18 protein-coding genes are annotated in these 20,067 nt (G+C 44.5%); 8 read left to right on the top strand and 10 right to left on the bottom strand.

Going from position 1 to position 20,067, the window contains the following annotated elements; genetic code table 11:
• Positions 1–32 precede the first annotated feature (32 nt).
• Positions 33–668: a YpmS family protein gene (locus tag SFC25_RS16080; RefSeq protein WP_411216259.1), complete on the bottom strand. Its 636-nt coding sequence runs from the start codon at positions 666–668 to the stop codon at positions 33–35.
• Positions 669–682: 14 nt separating this feature from the next.
• Positions 683–1,594, bottom strand: coding sequence for a GDSL-type esterase/lipase family protein (locus SFC25_RS16075; RefSeq protein ID WP_411216258.1), 912 nt, complete (start codon positions 1,592–1,594; stop codon positions 683–685).
• A gap of 217 nt (positions 1,595–1,811) precedes the next feature.
• On the opposite strand from SFC25_RS16075, the gene SFC25_RS16070 reads away from it, so the two are divergent.
• Both SFC25_RS16070 and SFC25_RS16065 read left to right on the top strand, forming a co-directional pair.
• Positions 1,812–2,009: a DUF2188 domain-containing protein gene (locus SFC25_RS16070; RefSeq protein WP_411216257.1), complete on the top strand. Its 198-nt coding sequence runs from the start codon at positions 1,812–1,814 to the stop codon at positions 2,007–2,009.
• 82 nt (positions 2,010–2,091) lie between these two features.
• Positions 2,092–2,343, top strand: a complete 252-nt coding sequence (locus SFC25_RS16065) for a hypothetical protein (RefSeq protein ID WP_093880609.1) — start codon at positions 2,092–2,094, stop codon at positions 2,341–2,343.
• Between the two features lie 7 nt (positions 2,344–2,350).
• On the opposite strand, the gene rarD is transcribed toward SFC25_RS16065, so the two are convergent.
• Positions 2,351–3,271, bottom strand: coding sequence for an EamA family transporter RarD (gene rarD, locus SFC25_RS16060; RefSeq protein WP_411216256.1), 921 nt, complete (start codon positions 3,269–3,271; stop codon positions 2,351–2,353).
• Positions 3,272–3,443: 172 nt separating this feature from the next.
• Between rarD and cls the strand changes: the two genes are divergently transcribed.
• Positions 3,444–4,883, top strand: coding sequence for a cardiolipin synthase (cls, locus tag SFC25_RS16055; RefSeq protein ID WP_411216255.1), 1,440 nt, complete (start codon positions 3,444–3,446; stop codon positions 4,881–4,883).
• A 31-nt stretch (positions 4,884–4,914) separates the two neighbouring features.
• Entirely contained in the window at positions 4,915–5,454 is a 540-nt protein-coding gene (locus tag SFC25_RS16050; protein WP_411216254.1) for an acyl-CoA thioesterase, read from the top strand.
• A gap of 40 nt (positions 5,455–5,494) precedes the next feature.
• Here SFC25_RS16050 and SFC25_RS16045 read toward each other — a convergent pair whose 3' ends face one another.
• Positions 5,495–6,322, bottom strand: a complete 828-nt coding sequence (locus SFC25_RS16045; protein ID WP_411216253.1) for a methyl-accepting chemotaxis protein — start codon at positions 6,320–6,322, stop codon at positions 5,495–5,497.
• A 97-nt stretch (positions 6,323–6,419) separates the two neighbouring features.
• Entirely contained in the window at positions 6,420–8,024 is a 1,605-nt protein-coding gene (locus SFC25_RS16040) for an Eco57I restriction-modification methylase domain-containing protein (RefSeq protein WP_411216252.1), read from the bottom strand.
• Positions 8,025–8,264: 240 nt separating this feature from the next.
• Here SFC25_RS16040 and pdxK point away from each other — a divergent pair, with 240 nt between their 5' ends.
• The 3 genes from pdxK (at position 8,265) to SFC25_RS16025 (ending at position 12,608) form a co-directional block, all read left to right on the top strand.
• A complete protein-coding gene (gene pdxK, locus SFC25_RS16035) occupies positions 8,265–9,074 on the top strand; it encodes a pyridoxine/pyridoxal/pyridoxamine kinase (RefSeq protein WP_411216251.1) in 810 nt (269 codons plus the stop codon).
• 66 nt (positions 9,075–9,140) lie between these two features.
• Positions 9,141–11,036, top strand: coding sequence for an ABC-F family ATP-binding cassette domain-containing protein (locus tag SFC25_RS16030; RefSeq protein WP_411216319.1), 1,896 nt, complete (start codon positions 9,141–9,143; stop codon positions 11,034–11,036).
• 333 nt (positions 11,037–11,369) lie between these two features.
• Positions 11,370–12,608 carry an aminopeptidase gene (locus SFC25_RS16025; RefSeq protein WP_411216250.1) on the top strand — a complete coding sequence of 413 codons (1,239 nt, stop codon included), beginning with the start codon at positions 11,370–11,372 and terminating at the stop codon, positions 12,606–12,608.
• Between the two features lie 45 nt (positions 12,609–12,653).
• Here the strand turns inward: SFC25_RS16025 and recQ are convergent, their stop codons facing one another.
• The 3 genes from recQ to SFC25_RS16010 form a co-directional block, all read right to left on the bottom strand.
• Positions 12,654–14,774 (bottom strand): DNA helicase RecQ, encoded by a 2,121-nt coding sequence (recQ, locus tag SFC25_RS16020; protein WP_411216249.1) that lies wholly within the window; start codon positions 14,772–14,774, stop codon positions 12,654–12,656.
• Positions 14,775–14,890: 116 nt separating this feature from the next.
• Entirely contained in the window at positions 14,891–16,222 is a 1,332-nt protein-coding gene (locus tag SFC25_RS16015; protein WP_411216248.1) for a hemolysin family protein, read from the bottom strand.
• Between the two features lie 122 nt (positions 16,223–16,344).
• Positions 16,345–16,524: an SE1832 family protein gene (locus SFC25_RS16010; RefSeq protein ID WP_411216247.1), complete on the bottom strand. Its 180-nt coding sequence runs from the start codon at positions 16,522–16,524 to the stop codon at positions 16,345–16,347.
• A gap of 64 nt (positions 16,525–16,588) precedes the next feature.
• Here SFC25_RS16010 and SFC25_RS16005 point away from each other — a divergent pair, with 64 nt between their 5' ends.
• Entirely contained in the window at positions 16,589–17,428 is an 840-nt protein-coding gene (locus tag SFC25_RS16005; protein WP_411216246.1) for a GNAT family N-acetyltransferase, read from the top strand.
• 37 nt (positions 17,429–17,465) lie between these two features.
• Here SFC25_RS16005 and SFC25_RS16000 read toward each other — a convergent pair whose 3' ends face one another.
• Together SFC25_RS16000 and SFC25_RS15995 are read right to left on the bottom strand one after the other, a co-directional pair.
• On the bottom strand, positions 17,466–18,527 hold the full coding sequence (locus SFC25_RS16000) for a bifunctional 3-deoxy-7-phosphoheptulonate synthase/chorismate mutase (RefSeq protein WP_411216245.1): 1,062 nt from the start codon (positions 18,525–18,527) through the stop codon (positions 17,466–17,468).
• A gap of 318 nt (positions 18,528–18,845) precedes the next feature.
• Positions 18,846–20,054: an MFS transporter gene (locus SFC25_RS15995; RefSeq protein WP_411216244.1), complete on the bottom strand. Its 1,209-nt coding sequence runs from the start codon at positions 20,052–20,054 to the stop codon at positions 18,846–18,848.
• Between the last annotated feature and the right edge of the window lie 13 nt (positions 20,055–20,067).

Below are 20,067 nucleotides of genomic sequence, written 5' to 3'. Positions count from 1 at the left end.
GGGCATTCCTTTAAGGGGATGCCCTGCTTTACTTACAAGCCGAATGTATCATTAGGGATATACAGCTTGAAGCTGAGGTTATCATTCGGTAAATCGAATTGCTCTACTTCCACATGGAAGTTATTCTCTAACTCCATTTGGGTAACAGCAACATAGATAGATTCTTCATCAGGATTGATGGTTACCCAATCCGGCATTTTGTAATATCTGTCTATATATTTGAGTACTTTATCATTTGGCAGGGAAAGACTGCCAAGTGATATGTCCCGCTGTACAAGCAGAAGATCTCCATTATCCTGCACCTGCGGCTCAAGTGTCATCTGCAGCGGAATCCGCACGCCGAATGCTGTAATACCTCCGGTCAGTTCCACCGCATCATCACCTAAAACAACAGAGTAATTATCCGAGTTATCATTCAGCTCTTTATCGATGTATGCATTTATCAGTTCATTGACATTTGCTTTTGTTGAGCTGATTGTGAACTCCGAGGAGTCAGAGCTGTCAAATTGTGCTTCCTTCGGCGGATCCGGTGCCGGACTGAATGCCGGCAGGAAAATGAGCAGCAATAAAAGCAGCAGAATGATACCATTTGCAATAGCTAGTATTTTGAAGTATTTCTTCCAGTCACGCTGCTTTGGTGGCTGGGATTCGTTCTTCCTGTTTTCCACTATACATCACCTGCCTATTCATCGTCTTCCTGGTCTTCCTGTATAACGGGCTTAATGCTTTCCAATACCCGTTCTGCAACTTTTCCATACCCGACTTCATTTGGATGGAAGTAGTCATCGGAAAGCAAACTTTCGGTCTGGCCGCGGAACAAATCGGCTGTTTCAATATAGTGCTGATCTGCTTCTTCTGCGACTTGCTTTCCTATGGCGTTATACTCATCCATGATAGTGCCAAGCTGATCCTTGAGTTCAGGGAAGTTATCCTCGAACGGGTTATAAAAGCCAATCAAATACACTTCAGCTTCTGGATTCAGCTTATCAATTTTATTGAATACTTCTTTCATTCGTTCCTCATAGGACGGCATGGCCGCACTATAGTCATCATAGTCCAAGTCAGTGAAGTGATCTTTCGTCACTTTCATGATATCGTTGGCACCAATAGTAATAAGGACAACATCAGCATTCTCGATGGAGGCTGAAATGACTGGATCATCCAATCTCTTCAGCAGCTGATCTGTTCGGTTTCCGCGTTTACCGAAATTATCAATTTTCACACGATCGTCGGTTTGCTCAAATGTTTGCTGAAGAATTCCGACGTAGCCGCCATTCTCCGTCTCATCGCCGACTCCCTGAGTCAAACTATCACCAACCGCTGAAATATGCAAATCTTCCTTGATGAAAAGACCAAGTGTATCCTTAAGCAAGCGCTGGAAAGCATTTTTTATATCTGAAGAGTTATCTGCTTCTTCTTCAGATGCGGCAGCTTCCTCATCAGGATTTTCGGAGGAATCAGTAGTTGGGACAACCTCTGAAGGGGCATTGGTGACTGTTGCTTTTTGATCGGATGCAGCAAAGACAATCACTGCGCCAATGACGACGGCGAGCAGGAACGATGCAATAATCAGGTAAATCTTTCTTTTTTGCAAGCATCATCACCCTCGTTTGGTAGAAATATAGTTACGTATTCCCGCTATTAAATTCCTTAGACAGCGGTTTACGGTAAAGTACAATTGTAAATTGGATGTAAAATTATATCTTACTAGATTTAAAGGGAGTTGGATAGTGGGAACAGCTGGCACGTGATGTTTTACGGGATGGACAGCTGGGAACAAAAGCTATAAAAGTATGAAGGAGGAACATAGTATGAAAGAATACAGTGTTGTCCCGAATAAAGACGCGTCTGGCTGGTACGTGAAGATTGAGAATACAGCACCAGTGGAACTGCATCACACACGCGATGATGCAGTTTTGGAAGCTGAAGGAATCGCTAAGGAAAATGCGCCTAGCAAAGTTGTCATCTATGATGCAAAACAAGAAATTGAGGAAGAACGCCAGTTTTAAAAAAATACCGGCAAGAATTGCCGGTATTGTATAACCCTTTGGGCAGTACCTGAATAAGCTGAACAGCAGGAGGTGCAGGTGTATGGATTTTTCCTTGCTGCTGTTGGCTTTTTCTGGAATTGCACTGCTTAGTATCGGAGTGCTGCGGCACTTCACGAAAAACCCGTTTGTCTTATTCATACCGGCTGCTGTAACGGCTTTGCTGCTGCTTGTCACCAGTATATTCTCCTTCTTGTTCCAGGAGGAGATCATCAAAGGGACATTATACATCTTTGCTACTATCTTATGTGGATTATTTGTGTTATTGCTTTTCTTGCCACCTTTTCGTAAATAAAGGTGGCTTATTTTGCAGCTTGGGCTTGTTTCAGCTGCTTTGTCGTCAGGCGCTTCAGCCGGATGCCAGAAATGGTATAGAGGACAAGTGCTCCCCAAATACATGAAAAAGCAATCAGATGTGCATGCGTGAATGCTTCACCGAATAAAGTGACACCTAAGAGGAGCATGAGTGTCGGTCCGATATATTGAAGCAATCCGATTTGTGTCAAAGAAAGTCTGCGGGCTCCATGGGCGAACAGCAAAAGCGGTGCGGCTGTGGCAGCTCCAGACAAGAATAGGATGATGGCAGTACCTGTAGAAATCGGATCGCTATGTGCGGCGGGAACAAAGAGCAGATACAAAATAGCCAGCGGTGTAACGAACATCGTCTCGATTGTCAGCCCGAACATCGGCGGGATTGTCACAACTTTTTTTAACAGGCCATATACAGCGAAACTGATTGCTAGCAAGAAGGATACCCAAGGAAACACACCATAACTGATGGTCAGATAAAGGACACCAAGAGCGGCAAGGATGAAGCTTACAATTTGCAAGCGGGTGCTCTTTTCCTTCAGGACGATCATAGCAAGCAAAATGCTGATCAGTGGATTGATATAATAACCTAAGCTGGACTGCAGGACATGTCCGGAATTAACTGCCCAGATAAAAACGAGCCAATTGAGGCTTACTGTCAACGAAGCTGCGAATAGTCCCCAGAATGCGCGTTTATCCAAGAATAAATCTTTTACTTGTTGGAAAAAGGGACGGATCTTCCCTAACAAAAGCACTACAAGGATCATCGTCACGAAGGACCACACGATTCTGTGAGCCAGCAGATGACCCGCATCTATTTCCCCTAATAAGTTCCAAAAAAGCGGCAGAACGCCCCACATCACGTATGCGATTGCTGCATACACGACACCGGACTTGGATGATTGCGATTGCATATTAATATGCGCCTCTCTTTCTATCTCTGTATGATTTAAGTGTAAGGTTGGCTTTGATGCTTTTCAATACTTTTGTTTCTGCTGGATTACAAGAAGTTGTAAATGCTTGATGTGATACTATATATTAGTATGGGTAAATGGAAATATGCCACATATGAAGGGAGACGCTCATGTGCATATATTTGCGTATTTATTAGGATTATTAACTATCATAAATATCCTCCTGGCACTAGCGATTGTTTTCCTTGAAAGGCGCGATGCCAGTGTTACATGGGCATGGCTGCTCGTACTCGTTTTTATCCCGGTTGCGGGCTTCGTGATTTATTTACTCTTCGGCCGCAAGCTCTCGGGCAAGATTTTCACCTGGGACACGAAATCCAGGCTTGGGGTTAAGAAACAAGTACAGGCTCAATTACGTGCCATTGAGGAAGATACATTCGTCTATAAACAGGAGGCAGTCAAGGAATACAAAGACCTTGCCTACATGCATCTGCGTAATGATGATGCCATTCTGACTCAGGGAAACGATGTGGAGCTTTTCACAGATGGTCAGAAGAAGTTCCATGCGCTGCTGCATGATCTATCGCAGGCAAAGGATCATATCCATCTTCTGTATTATATAGTGCGAAGCGACAAGCTTGGTGAACGGTTGGCGGATGTATTGATTAAAAAGGCTCAAGAAGGCGTGAAGGTGCGCTTTTTGTATGACGATATGGGTTCGCGAAGCATAAAGAAAAGTTATGTTCGCAGGCTTGTGAAAGCCGGTGTTGAAATCGAAGCTTTCTTCCCGTCCTTCATCCCGAAGATAAATCTGAAGCTAAATCACCGAAATCACCGGAAATTGGCGATCATCGATGGAAAAGTCGGCTATATTGGCGGCTTTAATATCGGAGATGAGTATTTGGGGTATGATAAGAAATTCGGGTATTGGCGTGATACGCATCTGCGGATCACCGGAGAAGCCGTAAGAGCAATGCAGACACGCTTCATCCTGGATTGGAACCAAGCTTCCCGGCATGATATCGAGTATGAAGATCGCTATTATCTGTCAGAACCAGTCGGTAATGTGGGAGTTCAAATCGTCTCCAGCGGACCTGATTCGGAATGGGAGCAGATCAAGCATGGCTATATCAAAATGATTCTCTCTGCCAAGAAGTATGTGTATATCCAGACACCATACTTCATTCCGGATGAGAGCCTGGCAGATGCACTGAAGGTGGCTGTGCTTTCAGGAGTTGACGTTCGGATCATGATTCCAAACAAACCGGATCATCCATTTGTGTATTGGGCAACTTATTCGAATGCAGGTGACTTAATAAAGGCCGGAGCCCAGGTTTATATTTATCAAAATGGCTTCCTGCATGCGAAGACGATTGTTGTCGACGATAAGATATCTTCTGTCGGGACAGCTAATATCGATGTCCGAAGCTTCCGCCTGAATTTCGAGGTTAATGCATTTTTATATGATCAAAATACGGCAGGGGTATTGAAAGAAAAATTTGAAGAGGATATCCTATTATCAACACAGCTTTCACATAAACTATATAAACAGAGGTCAAACTGGATCCGTTTCAAGGAATCCCTTTCGCGTTTGATCTCCCCGATCTTGTAGCCTAAAGTTTGGCGGAAAGAAGGAACCCATAGTGAAATCGAAACCATGTATCGCATCTTTGACAGTTAAAACGTCCCATGTACTTCCTCCTGATACGAACAACCACGGTACGCTGTTCGGAGGAACGCTTATGGCTCATATCGATGATGTAGCGGCAATCGCCGCTTACCGCCACGCTAGACAGCTTGTAGTGACAGCTTCGACTGACAGTGTAGATTTCCTTGCACCAGTTAAAGTAGGAGATACGATTTGTGTAGAAGCATTTGTTACGTGGACGAACAATACCTCCATGGAGGTATTTGTCAAAGCGGTGACAGAGGACTTGCGCACAGGAGACAGAAAGGTATCGGCAACTGCATTTTTAACGATGGTTGCGCTTGGTGACAATAAACAGCCGGTTGTAGTACCAGAAGTATTTCCAGAGAGCCCTGAAGAGAAATGGCTGCATGATGGTGCACCGCAGCGTGCTGCGTACCGTAAGGAACGGTTGAAACGCTCTAAAGAAATGGCTGTGGCATTCGGAACAGACTATCCGTGGTTCCGTAACGATGGTCGTAATTTTGAGGAATAATAAGTAAGACGAGCCTGCTTTTATGCCAGGCTCGTCTTTTTTATGTCAGGATATTTTTTTCTGCGTATTCACGCAGGTCAGCCGCTGTTTTTGTCAGCGTTTCAATTTCGGTCATAAACTCCGTAACAAGCTTGGCTTCCTCCTGGGAAGAGGTTGCAATTTCCTGAAAGTCATTTTGCATCCGATTGATGGATTCCTTTATTGCGCGAAGTGTTTCTTCAATACTGACGGTTGCGTTCTTGGATTCGATACTGAGCTTTCGGACTTCTGTAGCTACAACCCCGAATCCGGCTCCAGCACTGCCTACTCGCGCTGCTTCGATGGCTGCGTTGAGACCGAGTAGGTTCGTCTGTTCGCTGATACCTTTGATTGTTCCTGCGATATCAGTTATTTTGGCAGAATGAGCCACTGTATTGCGAGTATTCTCCGAGATCTGCTCTGTAGTTGCAGACAACTCCTCAGAATGCGCTGCAATATGCTGTATCTTTCCAAGTAAAGCATCGGTGGCGCTTTCCATACTACTGATAATGTCCTTGAACAAGTCTTGTTTTGCTGTCGTCACTGCACAATTCATTCCGCCAATCATCTTTCCGGCGTCATCCTTTATCGGAATTGAGATGCTATCAAAGGGTATACCGAATTGCTCTTTCGGAACCTTCACGATAGTGACACCATCCGGATTGACTTGCTTGAAATGCTTATAGTCCTCTGGCAGTGGATCTCCAGCCTTGTGGTGGAAGTTAAGATCTGCACTTGGAGAATAATACAAATACTGCTCTTCATCGAAAATGGTAATCATTGCTTCTTCTCTAAGGATTGCTTTCATATATGGCACTGCTGTTATAATCGCTTCAATTTTGTTTTCCATAGTTATCCCCCTTGCAGCTATACATGTACATTGGTATCTATCGGAGGAATACGTTAATAGTTTAGCGTTTTAATACAAAAAAAAGAGGAGCTGTTTCTTATAGCTCCTCTTCCTCGTATGATTGTATCCAATTATGAAAGAAATCGTTCAGGAGCTGATAATGATGCTCCAATTCCCGCTCATCTCCGTCATGTACCGTTAAATATTCTATCCTTCCGTAGAGACTGCGTATTTCCTGTTTCTGCTCTTGGGAAAGTGTTTGAATATCCAGTACAAGTGATGCATTCAAGTCATCCGGCTCCAGTTTTTTTAAATCCTTCCCATATTCTTTATGGGGATTTGCCATCAGCTCCTGTGCTCTTTCACTGAGGAAATAAGCCATGAAAATATCTGCATCCGATTCATACTCTTCATAAAAATAAATACCGATCAACTGGTCCAGATGACGGACATTTGTTTTATTTCGGACAAACTGTATCTGCTTACGGTTGAATACACTCACCAAGATTGGCGCTGCATCCAAAACAGGGTACCGGTACCAAGGGTTGCGGGAGCGGATAAGGTGGCGCTGATCAACGCGATGGAATTTGCCATCTGCTAGATATTGTACCAACGCCTGATCCTTTAGATGTTCCTCATCGGCATGCAGCAAAAGCATTTGTTCGTCCTTTTGCACGAGTTCCTTGTAGTTTACGTACGTAAAAAATGGATTCTTCAATTGAGCTGATTTAGAAATACAAGGTAAAAAATGCTGCTTGCCAATGTTCCACTGGCGCATCTTACTATTGTTGAAGCAGAAATACTGATTGGATCCAGTTTTAATGCCATGTTTAGCTGCTGCGAAGTGGTTGAGCGGCTGCACGTTCTTAAAGCGTTTCTGGTCTTCCTGGTAGAAATGCAATCTCCATTTACCAGCCGGGGTCAAATCCTGTCTATGACGCATGATTCCAAGAGGCTTTTTCCGATCAGTTAGCATATATGCTGCTGCCTGTTGAATCTCCTCATCGGATTGCGTACGGATAAACTCTATCGCATCGCTGCTGTTTGACTTGTCGAATAGCAGAATAGAGCTGGTTGTCGCTGCTCCTTTAAACCAGCCCATTTGAATATCGGTGTTAATGATCATTTCCAAGCTGTTATCGTGCAGAAGATATTCTTTTATTTTCGTTCCATATCTTGCATTCAGGAAATCTGAAGGCACAATAAATGCAGCACGTCCGTGATCTTCTAACTGATGCAGAGCTTTCAATATAAAAAGAGCGTACAAATTCGTATATGTAGAAAGCGAGACATCCATATTCTGCCGAAATAAGTTTAAATAGATTTCCTTCTCATCTTCGTTTCGAAAAGGGATATAGGGAGGGTTGCAAATAATGCCGTCATACGTTTTGTCCCAGCCATCCACAAGGAAATCATGCTCATACAGCTGTATAGATGCTCGAGATGTGAAAAAGTCCCTGTTAGCATCCAAAATCTTTAAGTCTTCATCGTATGCATCAATTTCATATGTATCAGGTATATCTCTGACTAGCTTCCCCAGACCGACTGCGGGATCAAGGAGCCGACGGCCTTGCAGATTATGCAGCACCCACTGTTTCATCATGTTTGCTATGGCATCGGGTGTGAAATACTGGCCATAATGCCGACGATGGAGCGCAGAACTTCTATTTAAATATGATTCTTCTAGTCCATTATCTTCCAACAGGGGACACCTCCTCTAAAAATAGGTAAAAACAACTAGATTCATTGTATTACAAATCCAACATAGTTTTCCAGTAAAAGGAGGGGGTATTGACGAAAAACCTTATATAAAGCAGAATTCCGCAAAAGTTAACTCTCCCTCTTCGCAAGCATGCAGGCTGGTTGATAGAGAGAGTGGAAAAGGAGTATAATACAACTAGTGATAAAAAATGACAGCATGTGTGCAAAAGGGGTAACAGACATGAAAAAAGCATTAACAATTGCAGGCTCAGATTCCTCTGGCGGAGCGGGTATCCAAGCGGATCTGAAGACAATGCAGGAATTTGGCGTGTACGGAATGTCTGCTGTGACGACAATCGTTGCAATGGATCCTTATAATAACTGGCATCATAATGTTTTTCCGGTTGATGTGGATACAGTGAAGGAACAGTTGAACACGATCGTAGTGGGAGCTGGTGTTGACGCGGTGAAAACAGGAATGCTGGGATCTCCGGAAATCATCGAATTGGCTGCAAATATGATCAAAGAAAACAACATTCCAAATGTAGTCATTGACCCAGTTATGGTGTGTAAAGGCGCGGATGAAGAGCTGCAGCCGGAAAACACAGTGAGTCTTCGGGAAAAACTTGTCCCGCTTGCGACTGTCATCACACCGAACTTGTTCGAAGCTGCTAAGCTTGCACAGATGCCATTGATTCATTCTGTGGAAGAAATGAAAGAAGCAGCTCAGAAAATTCATGCGCTGGGTGCAAAGTATGTTCTTGTAAAAGGCGGCAGCAAGCTTGAGACAGATAAAGCAATTGACGTGCTTTATGATGGAGAAAGCTTTGAAATTCTTGAGAATGAGAATGTTGATACAACTTATACACACGGTGCTGGCTGCACAAGTTCTGCGGCTATCTGTGCACTGTTGGCGAACGGCAGCAGTGTCAAGGAAGCAATCTATGAAGCGAAGACGTTCATTACAGAAGCGATTCGCGGAGGTTTCCAGCTTAATCAATACGTAGGCCCTGTCAATCATGGTGCCAGAAAGTCCATGCCACAGCAATAAGCAGGGATGGATGAGAAAAAGCCGCCTGTATGGGCGGCTTTTTCCTTGTTCGGGAAGGAGAAGCGTATGCGTATTTTCAGTGTAGAGAATCTTACAAAAACATATGGAGATAAACAGTTATTCCAGGAGATTGGATTTCATATCGAAAGCCGTGAAAGAATCGGTCTGGTAGGTGTCAATGGAACTGGAAAATCCACATTGCTGAAGGTCCTGGCTGGTATTGAAAGTTCGGACAGTGGAAACATCGATCACAGCAAGACATTTCAGCTGGCTTATTTGGCTCAGGAGCCGGAACTGACTCCGGGTAAAACAGTTCTGGAGGAAGTTTTCAGCGGAACTAGTCCAATCCTGCAGACGATTCGTGCATACGAAGAAACACTATCCAGCTTGGAGCAAGAGCCGGATAATACCAAGACACAAAATAGGCTCTTCACCCTTCAAGCTAAAATGGATGCGGAAGATGCATGGGATGCCAGTACGCAGGCAAAAACAATCCTGACGAAGCTTGGAGTCAATTATTATACAGCATCTGTCGATACATTATCCGGTGGTCAGCGAAAGCGGGTAGCTCTGGCGAAGGCACTTATTCAACCTGCCGATTTGCTGCTTTTGGATGAACCGACAAACCATCTGGATAACGAGACAATCGAATGGCTTGAAGGCTATTTGCCTAGTTATCCCGGAGCGATCATGCTGGTAACGCATGATCGATATTTCCTGAACCGGATAACGAGTCATATCTTTGAATTGGAGATGGGCAGCCTTTATCGTTATGAAGGAAACTATGAAACATATTTGACGAAAAAAGCAGAGCGGAAAGCTCAGACACTATTGGATCAGGAAAAACATCAAAATACACTGCGCCGGGAGCTTGCATGGCTTCGACGCGGGGCAAAAGCTCGGACTACCAAACAAAAAGCACGGATCCAACGGGTAGAACAGATGAAAGAAACCAAGTTTCAGACGCAGGAGAATGAACTGGACCTTCAAGTTGGAGCAGCCCGTTTAGGAAAGAAAGTGCTGGAGGCAAAAGATATAACCGTACAATTCGGGGATAAGCCGCTATTCAGTCATTTCGACTTCCTGTTCAAACCAGGTGATCGTATCGGAATCATCGGTCCGAATGGAAGCGGGAAGACATCACTATTAAACACACTTGCCGGCAGAATCCAACCGACAGCAGGAGAAGTGGAAACTGGAGAGACTGTTAAGCTGGGGTATTATACACAGCTGCAGCAGGATATGGACCAGCAGCTGCGCATCATTGATTATATCAAGGAAGTAGCAGAGGTCATCCATACCGCGGATGGAAACATCATCACTGCAGAACAGATGCTGGAGCAATTCCTGTTTCCGCGGAATCATCAATATACGTATATCCACCGTTTGTCAGGCGGTGAGAGAAAACGATTGTACTTGCTGCGTGTATTGATGCAGGAACCGAATGTCCTGTTTCTTGATGAACCGACAAATGACTTGGACACAGAAACATTAGGAATTCTGGAAGATTATCTGGATAGTTATCCTGGTGTCGTCATCACGGTTTCCCATGATCGGTATTTCCTCGACCGTGTCGTGGACCAGCTAATCCTTTTTGAAGGAGCAGGAGCCGTGTCGACATTCTACGGCAACTATAGCGAGTACCGCGAAAAGGTTCAGGAACAGCCTAAATTGCAGCAACAGGCAAAACAAGAGCCGGTTCAAGCACAGAAAGAAAAGAAAAAGCAGAAGCTTTCCTATAAAGAACAGCAGGAATGGAACTCTATAGAAGATGAAATCGCTGATCTGGAGGAGCGAATAGAAGCATGTGCCGAAGGAATCACGGAAGCAGGCAGTGACAGCGAACGTGTCCAGGAGCTATTTACCGAGCAGCAGAACCTGGAACAGCAGCTGGAACAGAAGATGGAGCGATGGGAAACACTATCCTTGCTCGTCGAAGAAATCGAAAGCCAGAAACAATAGAAAAGCGCAGTTTCTGGTCACCGCAGCTAGACAATAGAAAAGCGGAAAAAGCCGATTAGGAACGAAGAAGGAAGTGAGAAAGCCCGAAGAAAGGTGTTTCTTCCTTTCGTAGGGATTTATCGCTTCCGGCGCAGTTCCTGGCTTTTGAAGCTAGACAATAGAAAAGCGGAAAAAGCCGATTTCTCGCTTCCGGCGCAGTTCCTGGCTTTTGGCGGAAAAGACCGTATCAGATTTCTGCAGCTAGCCATATCAGGCATATTCCGTGCCAATTTGCCCATACTTTATTAGAATGGAAGAATAGTCTGAATTCAATGACGGGAAGGATTGATTCCAATGCCAGATAAGGAATTATTAGAAAAATATGCAGAGGTCGCTTTACGTACAGGCGTGAATATTCAAAAAGACCAGCCGCTTCTCATTATGGCACCGATCGATGGAGCTGAATTTGTCCGTATGATTGCGAAGCGTGCTTATGAGTTGGGTGCTAGTGAGGTACATATCAATTGGTCAGACGATACCCTCATGCTTTTGAAATATACGCATCAATCCGAGGAAGTTCTGACAGACATCCCTGATTGGCTGGTAGAGCAGCGCGCTTATTATATGAAAAAGGGTGCAGCCCTCTTGCAGATCCGTTCCACGGATCCTGACCTTCTAAAAGATGTGGATGGAAACAAAGTGGCACAAGCAACGAAAGCCACTGCACAAGCTTTGCAGCATCTCCGTCATTATACAATGAATGATATCGTTCCATGGACGATTATAACTATTCCGACAGATGCCTGGGCACAGAAGATCTTCCCAGGGAAATCAGCTGAGGAAGCAACTAAGCTTCTTTGGGATTCCATCTTCAAGATTGTCCGAGTTGATCAGGACGATCCGATTCAAGCGTGGAAAGAACATAATGCTACGCTGCATAATGCCCGCGACGTACTGAATGGCAAACGATACAAAAAGCTTCATTTCAAATCCGAAGGAACAGATTTGACGATTGGCTTACCAGATGGCCATATATGGAAAGGTGGATCTTCCACAACAGAAGGCGGCACCGAATTCAATCCAAATATGCCGACCGAGGAAGTATTCACGATGCCGCATAAATACGATGTGGATGGAACTGTTACAAGTAAAAAACCATTGATTTATGACGGTAATATGATCGATAACTTCACGCTTACCTTCAAGGAAGGAAAAGTTGTTGATTACAAAGCAGAAGTAGGTCAGGAAACATTGAAGCACTTGCTGGAAACAGATGAGGGAGCTTTGCGTCTTGGAGAAGTTGCATTGGTACCGCATGAATCTCCAATTTCCCAATCAGGTCTCATTTTCTACAATACGCTCTATGATGAAAATGCATCCTGTCACGTTGCTTTAGGGAAAGCTTATCCGACTACATTGGAAGGTGGAGCTTCCATGAATGAGGAAGAGCTTGATAAGCATGGCGTCAACGATAGTTTGACACATACTGATTTCATGATCGGATCAGCAGATCTATCCATTGATGGTATTTTTGCAGATGGATCATCCGAACCCGTTTTCCGTGACGGCAGCTGGGCAATCAAGTTCGATTAAAATAAAAACCCGCATTACTGGACCTTTGCAGTAATGCGGGTTTTTTTATTGTTCTAAAATACCATGATGCACGAGTACAGCACGGATAGCATGATAGTCGCAAGCTACATCCATTTGTTCCTTGATTTCGCGAAGCTTCGGAAGTTCATCATGCTGCTTCAGCACATCCAGAACAGCTGTCTCCTGCTCCGGTGTGAAAAATTGCTGGAGATCGAGCGGTTCTCCATCTGCATAAGCTTTGAAGAGATGATTGCTGACAGTCATTGGAGTCAAGCTTCTATCCTTCGCTATTTCTTCCATGGAACTGCCTTTCTCAAAGGCTTCAAAGCTGATTAGATGACTTGGAGTATCTTGCTTTTCCTGAAGCAGGGGCTTTGGTTCACGGTTAGGAGTTGCTGCTGTCTGCTCATGCTGCTTGAGTACTTCAAGGAACTGCTCACCATACTGTTCCATTCTTCTTTCCCCGATACCTTTGATTCCGAGCATCTCACTTTGAGTATGTGGTACGTATCTGCATAGTTCCTTCAATGTTGCATCTGAAAAGATGACGTACGGAGGAAGTCCTTCTGCCTGGGCAATTTCCTTGCGCAATTCCCGCAATTCTTGGAATAATACTTCGTCGTAATCTGCTTCGACTGTCTCTGTCGCTTTGGCAATCTGCATCATCACCTTTCTTTCCCCTTTGAGAATTTGGACAGCTTCATCTGTAAGTGTCAAAACAGGGTATTTATCATCGGTTGGTGCGAGAATCATTTCAGCCGATAAATAATGGATGAACTGTGTGATATCTTTTTCCGTGCGGTTTTTCATGATGCCGTATGTGGAAAGACTTTCGAGTCCGAATTGTTTGATGCGTTTGTCCTTTGATCCTTTTAATACCTTTGCAACCAAAACGGCACCGAAGCGCTCATCCATCCGTTTCACACAGGAAAGGACCATTTGTGCCTCACGCGTCATATCTGTTTTTTCGAATTCATTCAGACAGTTGCTGCACCTGCCGCAATCCTCGGGTATATGGGGATCTTGGAAGTAGTGAAGCATATACGTCTGCAAGCAGCTCTGCGTATGGCAGTAATTCATCATCTGCTGCAGCTTCTGATATTCCGCTTGTGTATCGGATGATGAATTTTCAATCAGGAACTTCAGTAAATGTACATCCTGTCCCGAGAAGAGCAGAACACAGTCACTCGGTTCTCCGTCACGTCCGGCACGGCCAGCTTCCTGATAATAGGCTTCCATATTCATAGGCAAGGCATAGTGCAGTACATAACGCACGTTACTTTTATCGATTCCCATTCCAAAAGCATTCGTTGCGATCATGACACTAACTTCATCTTGGATGAAGGAAGATTGTGCCGCCTGCCGGTCTGTCTCGCTCATACCAGCATGGTATTTGGCTGTTTTGACTCCTTGTCGGTCCAGGAACAAGGAAAGCTGATCGACTAGCTTCCTAGTCGGTGCATAGATGATACCAGTATCTTGCTTGCGTTTTTGGATGAAATCCAGGATGTATCTTTCTTTATCTGCTCCTTTAACTACTTGAAAGCGGAGATTATCACGAGCGAAGCCTGTGCGGGTTGTATACTCCTCTTGGATATCCAGCAGTCTTTGGATATCATCTGCTACCTGTGGCGTGGCTGTAGCGGTCAAAGCCATGACAGGCGGAGTCTCTGTCAGTTTATCCAGGATACTGATAGCGGATCGGTAGCTTGGGCGAAAATCGTGCCCCCATTGGGAAATACAGTGCGCTTCATCAAAAGCAATTAAGCTTATGGAGAGATGACGGATCATTTGCAGGAAACGAGTATTTTCCAAACGTTCAGGTGCAACGTAAAGGAAGGTGAAGGCCCCTTGCGCAGCTTGCTGCATCGTCCATTCCATTTCGGCTGCTTCCAGTGTGCTGTTTATATAAGCGGCAGGTATATCCATTGCCGTCAATGCATCAACCTGATCCTTCATCAAGGAGATAAGGGGAGAGATGATCAGTGCAGTTCCTTGGCGCATTAAAGCGGGCACTTGGTAGCAAATCGATTTTCCTCCGCCGGTCGGCATGATTGCTAATGTGTTTTCATTTCTCATCACATGCTCGATTACTTCGGCTTGTCCTCTCCGGAAGGTGTCATAGCCATAATAATCCTTCAATATTTGCTGGGCTGTAGCTTCCACGTTCAAAATCCTTTCCTTATTTCTCATTGTATACAGCATAACATGATTAGGTGCTGCAGCGCTTTTTAGTCGGAAAAATAAGAAACTGCCTGTATTGGAACAGGCAGTTTCTTATTTTAAATAGTTGCCTCGCTGTGCGGGCGCTTTAATTCAATTTTTATCTTTTCCAGTCGGTTATCACGAACAGATTCTACAGTGAAGAGCATGTTTTCATATTCCACTACTGTATCGGCATCTTCATCTGGAATCGAGCCAATCCTGCTTAAAATGAAGCCGGCAATCGTATCGAAGTTCGGTACATCGATATCGGTATCAAAGAAATCATTGAATTCATCGATTTGCAGGGAACCGCTCGCCATATACGTATTATCGTCGATACGGGTCAACTCTCCTTCGATTTCATCATATTCATCGTCTATATCTCCGACTATCTCTTCAATCATGTCTTCCATCGTGACGATACCAGAGAATCCGCCATACTCATCAATCAGGATTGCAAGGTGATTATGTGTCTGCTGCAATTCTTTCAAAAGATCATCAATGTATTTTGTCTCAGGTACAAAATGCGCTTCACGCAGAATTGCTTCCAATCGGACTCCGTCGAATCCATACTCCCGTACTGCTTTGAAATAATCTTTCATGTTCAGGATTCCGACGATTGTATCGCTGTCTGTCTGGTAGACTGGGATTCTGGAGTACTTTTGTTCCAGCAGGATATCTGCGAGCTCTTCTGCCGGGGTATCAATGCTCAATGTGAATGTATCTGTCCGCGGTGTCATGATTTCACGTGCTATCTTATCATCAAGGTCGAAAACCCCTTTGATCATGCCAAATTCATCCGCGTTCAGGATACCTTCCTCCTGTCCAGTCTGAGCGAGAAGCTTGATCTCTTCCCTGGAGACCTTCTCTGCTTCCGCATCATTTCCTACACGAGTGACTTTCACAAGCACATTCGTGGAGAAGGAAAGGAATTTAACGAATGGCATTGCGATTTTACTGATAAATAGAATCGGTGTGACAGAGAATCTGGCAATCTTCTCCGCGTTTTGAAGGGCAACCCTTTTTGGGAACAATTCACCGAATACAAGCGTTACATAAGACAGCAAGACCGTAATGACCACTACGCTGATTTGCTGTGCATAAGGAATATCTCCCAGTACACCAGCGAATCGATTTGCAAGTCCGGTAGCAGCTGAGGCACTCGAGAAGAAGCCTGCCAGCGTAATACCTACTTGGATGGTAGCGATGAACTTACTAGGATCAGCAATAAGCTTCTGCAGCATGGCCGCTTTCTTATCACCCTCATCTGCTTGCTGTGAAATGCGGTTCTTATTCAGTGAGACCAATGCAATTTCTGCTGCAGCAAAAAAAGCATTCAGTACTGTTAAAATACCAATCAATACGAGTTGGAGTAAAACTGGACTCCCAGGATCATCCGGACTATTCATGTATAAAATCTCTCCCTTAAAAAAATAAACGCAAAAATGCGTTTTCATTATATCCATTATACGCTTTTTCTATGTGTAATCCAAATACTCTGCATGTATTAGTATATCCGGGGAATGAGGAATTATTCCAGTGCCCGGAGCTGCTGGCGAAGCGATTTGATCTCGTTTTCCATCTCTTCCAACTGTCTTTCCATATGGGCTGCGCCAGCACCGCTTGATGCCAATTTATCAGCGTCTGCCTGCACACTTGCATACGTCATTTTCAATTCAGCCAGTTTGGTTTCCAGCTCTTGTCTATTCATATCATCACCTCTACACTAAGAATAGGAAAGATGAAGTCAAAACGTCAAGCGGGGAGGGGAAAGGATGCGTTTTATCCAGGATCATAATGTGCATCAGCTGCTGGCAAAAGCTGAATCCTTTTTATTGGAGCGCGAAGCAGAAAATAATTTACTGTTGGGCCTGCTAGGCAGAATGGCAGAGGGAGAAGATATGGGATCAATTTTCGGGCGTGGAGAGGATCAAGACGGAATCCGCACCGTTTTTTTGGTTACAAAAGGGAATCGGATCATTCTGTCTGATGGCACCGATTGGACGGATGAAGAAGCCGTCCAACTGGCCGAACTTGTTCAATCATTTATACCTGATTTACCCGGAGTGATCGGACCCGTAAAACAAGCCAATCAATTTGCGCAAGCTTGGCAACAGAAGAGCGGAAAACTGATAAAAGTACATATGAATCAGTTCATCTATCAGCTCGATAAGGTAGAGGATGCGGGTGCTGCAAGAGGCGTGATCCGTGCTGCTGCTAACGATGATTTTAGTCTATTGCGTGATTGGCTTATACGATTCGGAAAAGTTACTGGCGAAAATATGACAGAGGAACGGGCAGCTGCAGTAATCGGGAGACTGATTGAACAGAAGCGGATGTACGTCTGGTCGGTCGACGATATTATTGTAAGTATGGCAGGCTGCTCAAGGGAAAGCCGCAATGGTATTGTTATTAATGCAGTATTCACTCCAGAGGAACAGCAGCGAAAGGGATATGCCCAGGCACTCGTAGCTGCACTTTCATCGAAATTGCTGGATGAAGGAAAACAATTCTGCTGCTTGTTCACCAATGCGAATGATCCTGGACCGAACAAGCTATATCAAAAAATTGGCTATCAAAGAATCGCGGATAGCTGTGCAATCGACTTTCAATAAAAGAGGACCGTCACAATTAGTGACGGTCCTCTTCGTTTTAGATCTTGCCTTGGAAGGCAGCAAGTTCGTTATAGAATTTATCGAATGTCGGAATATCCATTTGCTGACCTGCATCGGATAATGCAACAGCAGGATTCGGATGAACCTCAGCCATGACGCCATCTGCACCGACAGCCAATGCAGCTTTTGCACATGGAAGCATAATGTCTTTTCGGCCAGTAGAATGTGTGACATCAACCATGACAGGAAGATGAGTTTCCTGCTTCAGAATCGGCACAGCCGAAATATCCAATGTGTTTCGTGTCGCTGTTTCATACGTACGGATACCACGTTCGCAAAGGATGATTTGTCCGTTGCCTTCGGAGTGGATGTATTCAGCAGCAGAAATGAATTCTGAAATAGTACCAGAAAGAGCACGCTTAAGCAGGATTGGTTTGTTGGTGCGTCCTGCCTCTTTCAGCAATTCAAAGTTTTGGGCGTTACGTGCGCCGATTTGGATCACATCGACAAAATCAAGCGCTTTTTCGATATCATGCGGAGTCACGATTTCACTGATGACAGCCAAATCATACTCATCCGCTGCACGCTTCAGGATTTCCAAACCTTCCACACCTAAACCTTGGAAGTCATATGGTGAAGAACGAGGCTTGAAGGCACCGCCGCGAAGTAATTTAAGTCCTTTGTCTTTTAAGGATTCCGCTACCGCAGCCACTTGCTCGTAGCTTTCCACAGAACATGGTCCAAAGACGAAGCTTGCTTTGCCAGTACCGACTTTTTCACCTTTCAAATCGATAACTGTATCTTCGTTTTTATAAGCACGGGATACAAGCATTGGACGCTTGCTCGCAGCTTCTTCTTCTTTCGTCTTTGCTTGCATAACAGCCTTGAAGATAGCATCCATTGTGGAATCTCCAAGCACACCAGCTTCATTCTGTGCTTTTAGTTCTGCCAGAAGAAGTTTCTCAGACTGGCTGCGTTCACTTTCAGGAAGATCCTTCAGCTGCTGCTTAAGGCTTGCCTGTTCGTTCAACAATTTCAACAGCTCGAAATGTGTTTGTTCGTACTGTTTTTTCAGCTCCAAAACATTTGTAGTCTGCATAAGTAGATCCTCCTTGTAAGTATGGAATACCCTAAAATAGTCTTCAATAGCCCATTCAGCCGGCATCAGTTATCTTGCAAGCCTGAATTCCCGGATCCCGGGGAAATCCCTTGCAAACCGCTTCCGTTCTGAAACGGGTTATGGAAGAAACACAACATCAACATCGTTATCCGAAATAAATACAATGTTGAAAATATTATCCCTATACTACATGCTTTTATAAATAAATACAAATGAAAGCTCCAAAGTATGCAGAAAAAAGGACGATAGTACCTGTTTACCCTCGTTTGCCGATTTGTCTCATTTTTGTTGTATTCTTTATAATTTCTTTACATTAAATACATGCTGCTGATCTTTTCGACGCTTGATAACAAAATCGGTCAGCGTGAACAAAAATACGAGTAAAAAAAGGAAACTCGACATTTGGAACAGGGTGGATGTCGAAACAAATTGATGGAGAATGCCAAGGATCACAGCGCTCAAGCCGATGCCAAAATCAATAGATGAATAATACATGCCATTGGCAATACCGCTTCTCTCAACATCTGTCTTGGAAATTGTCCAAGCTTGCAAAGCAGGGATCATAGATCCATATCCGAGTCCGAATAAGGCGCCGGAGACGATGAAATACCAGTTAGCTGATGCGATGCTGAGTATCCACATGGCAAGGAAAGCAATAACGGAACAACCCATGATCAGCACCCACGGTCCCTTCGCGTCGAACAAGCGACCTGTGAAGGGTCTGGAAATCGTTGCGCATAGAGCATTGGCCAAATAGAAGAGGAATGTTCCAGTAAGATGCTGTTCCTGTCCAAAAAGCACAAGATAAGTGACAATGGAACCGTACCCGAATGATGTAAGGAATGTAATGAATACAGGATAGGCACTCTTCTTTTCGATCAATGACTTGAAAAAAGAGAATTTGGGCGGCTGCGCCTGATTTCGTGACAATGCTTCAGGTTCAGCATAGCGTGTGAGTGCCAGGAATAGAAAAGCAACCATGCCAAGCACGATAGATACAAGGATGAGCGTTCGAAAATTATATGTTTGATAGAGGAAAATACCGACACTTGGTGCTATGATCATACCGATTGTAATAGAAAGGCCAAAGTAACCCATGCCTTCTCCGACACGCCTTCTGGGAACAAGATCAACCGCGGCAGTGCCGTTTGTAGTGGTGCTCCATCCCCAAGCCGCTCCGTGCAGAAAACGGAAAATCAACAGAAGTGTGACGATCTGGGTGAAGGGATAAAGAATTGCACAGACGAGCAAAAGGAAAGAGCCGATCAGTATCGGCGTTTTCCTTTTCTTCGTCAGCAGGATATGGCCAATGAATGGCCGGATCAGAATCGCAGCAATCGAAAATGCTGTCGTTACTAATCCAACCTGCAAGCTGCTGCCGCCAATGGAAGCGATATACGGCGGCAGATTCGGCAGCAGCATTTGGAAGCTCATAAACGTGAACAAATTGCCCAGTAATAAGAAAATGAAGGCTTTGGTCCATAAGGGAGGCTGACTGTCTACCATAATTTGTGACCTC

The organism is Terribacillus saccharophilus, from assembly GCF_046592595.1.
GTDB classification, from domain to species: Bacteria; Bacillota; Bacilli; order Bacillales; family Amphibacillaceae; genus Terribacillus; species Terribacillus saccharophilus_C.
This window is presented reverse-complemented; position numbering and strand designations above follow the sequence as displayed.

Bases quoted from the DNA above. Each gene is read 5' to 3' on its own strand.
- SFC25_RS16025 (WP_411216250.1), top strand. From the start codon at position 11,370: ATGCCAGATAAGGAATTATTAGAAAAATATGCAGAGGTCGCTTTACGT.
- SFC25_RS16000 (WP_411216245.1), bottom strand. From the start codon at position 18,527: ATGCAGACTACAAATGTTTTGGAGCTGAAAAAACAGTACGAACAAACA.
- SFC25_RS16015 (WP_411216248.1), bottom strand. From the start codon at position 16,222: ATGAATAGTCCGGATGATCCTGGGAGTCCAGTTTTACTCCAACTCGTA.
- pdxK (WP_411216251.1), top strand. From the start codon at position 8,265: ATGAAAAAAGCATTAACAATTGCAGGCTCAGATTCCTCTGGCGGAGCG.
- SFC25_RS15995 (WP_411216244.1), bottom strand. From the start codon at position 20,054: ATGGTAGACAGTCAGCCTCCCTTATGGACCAAAGCCTTCATTTTCTTA.
- SFC25_RS16030 (WP_411216319.1), top strand. From the start codon at position 9,141: ATGCGTATTTTCAGTGTAGAGAATCTTACAAAAACATATGGAGATAAA.
- SFC25_RS16045 (WP_411216253.1), bottom strand. From the start codon at position 6,322: ATGGAAAACAAAATTGAAGCGATTATAACAGCAGTGCCATATATGAAA.
- rarD (WP_411216256.1), bottom strand. From the start codon at position 3,271: ATGCAATCGCAATCATCCAAGTCCGGTGTCGTGTATGCAGCAATCGCA.
- SFC25_RS16070 (WP_411216257.1), top strand. From the start codon at position 1,812: ATGAAAGAATACAGTGTTGTCCCGAATAAAGACGCGTCTGGCTGGTAC.
- SFC25_RS16065 (WP_093880609.1), top strand. From the start codon at position 2,092: ATGGATTTTTCCTTGCTGCTGTTGGCTTTTTCTGGAATTGCACTGCTT.
- SFC25_RS16010 (WP_411216247.1), bottom strand. From the start codon at position 16,524: ATGAATAGACAAGAGCTGGAAACCAAACTGGCTGAATTGAAAATGACG.
- SFC25_RS16005 (WP_411216246.1), top strand. From the start codon at position 16,589: ATGCGTTTTATCCAGGATCATAATGTGCATCAGCTGCTGGCAAAAGCT.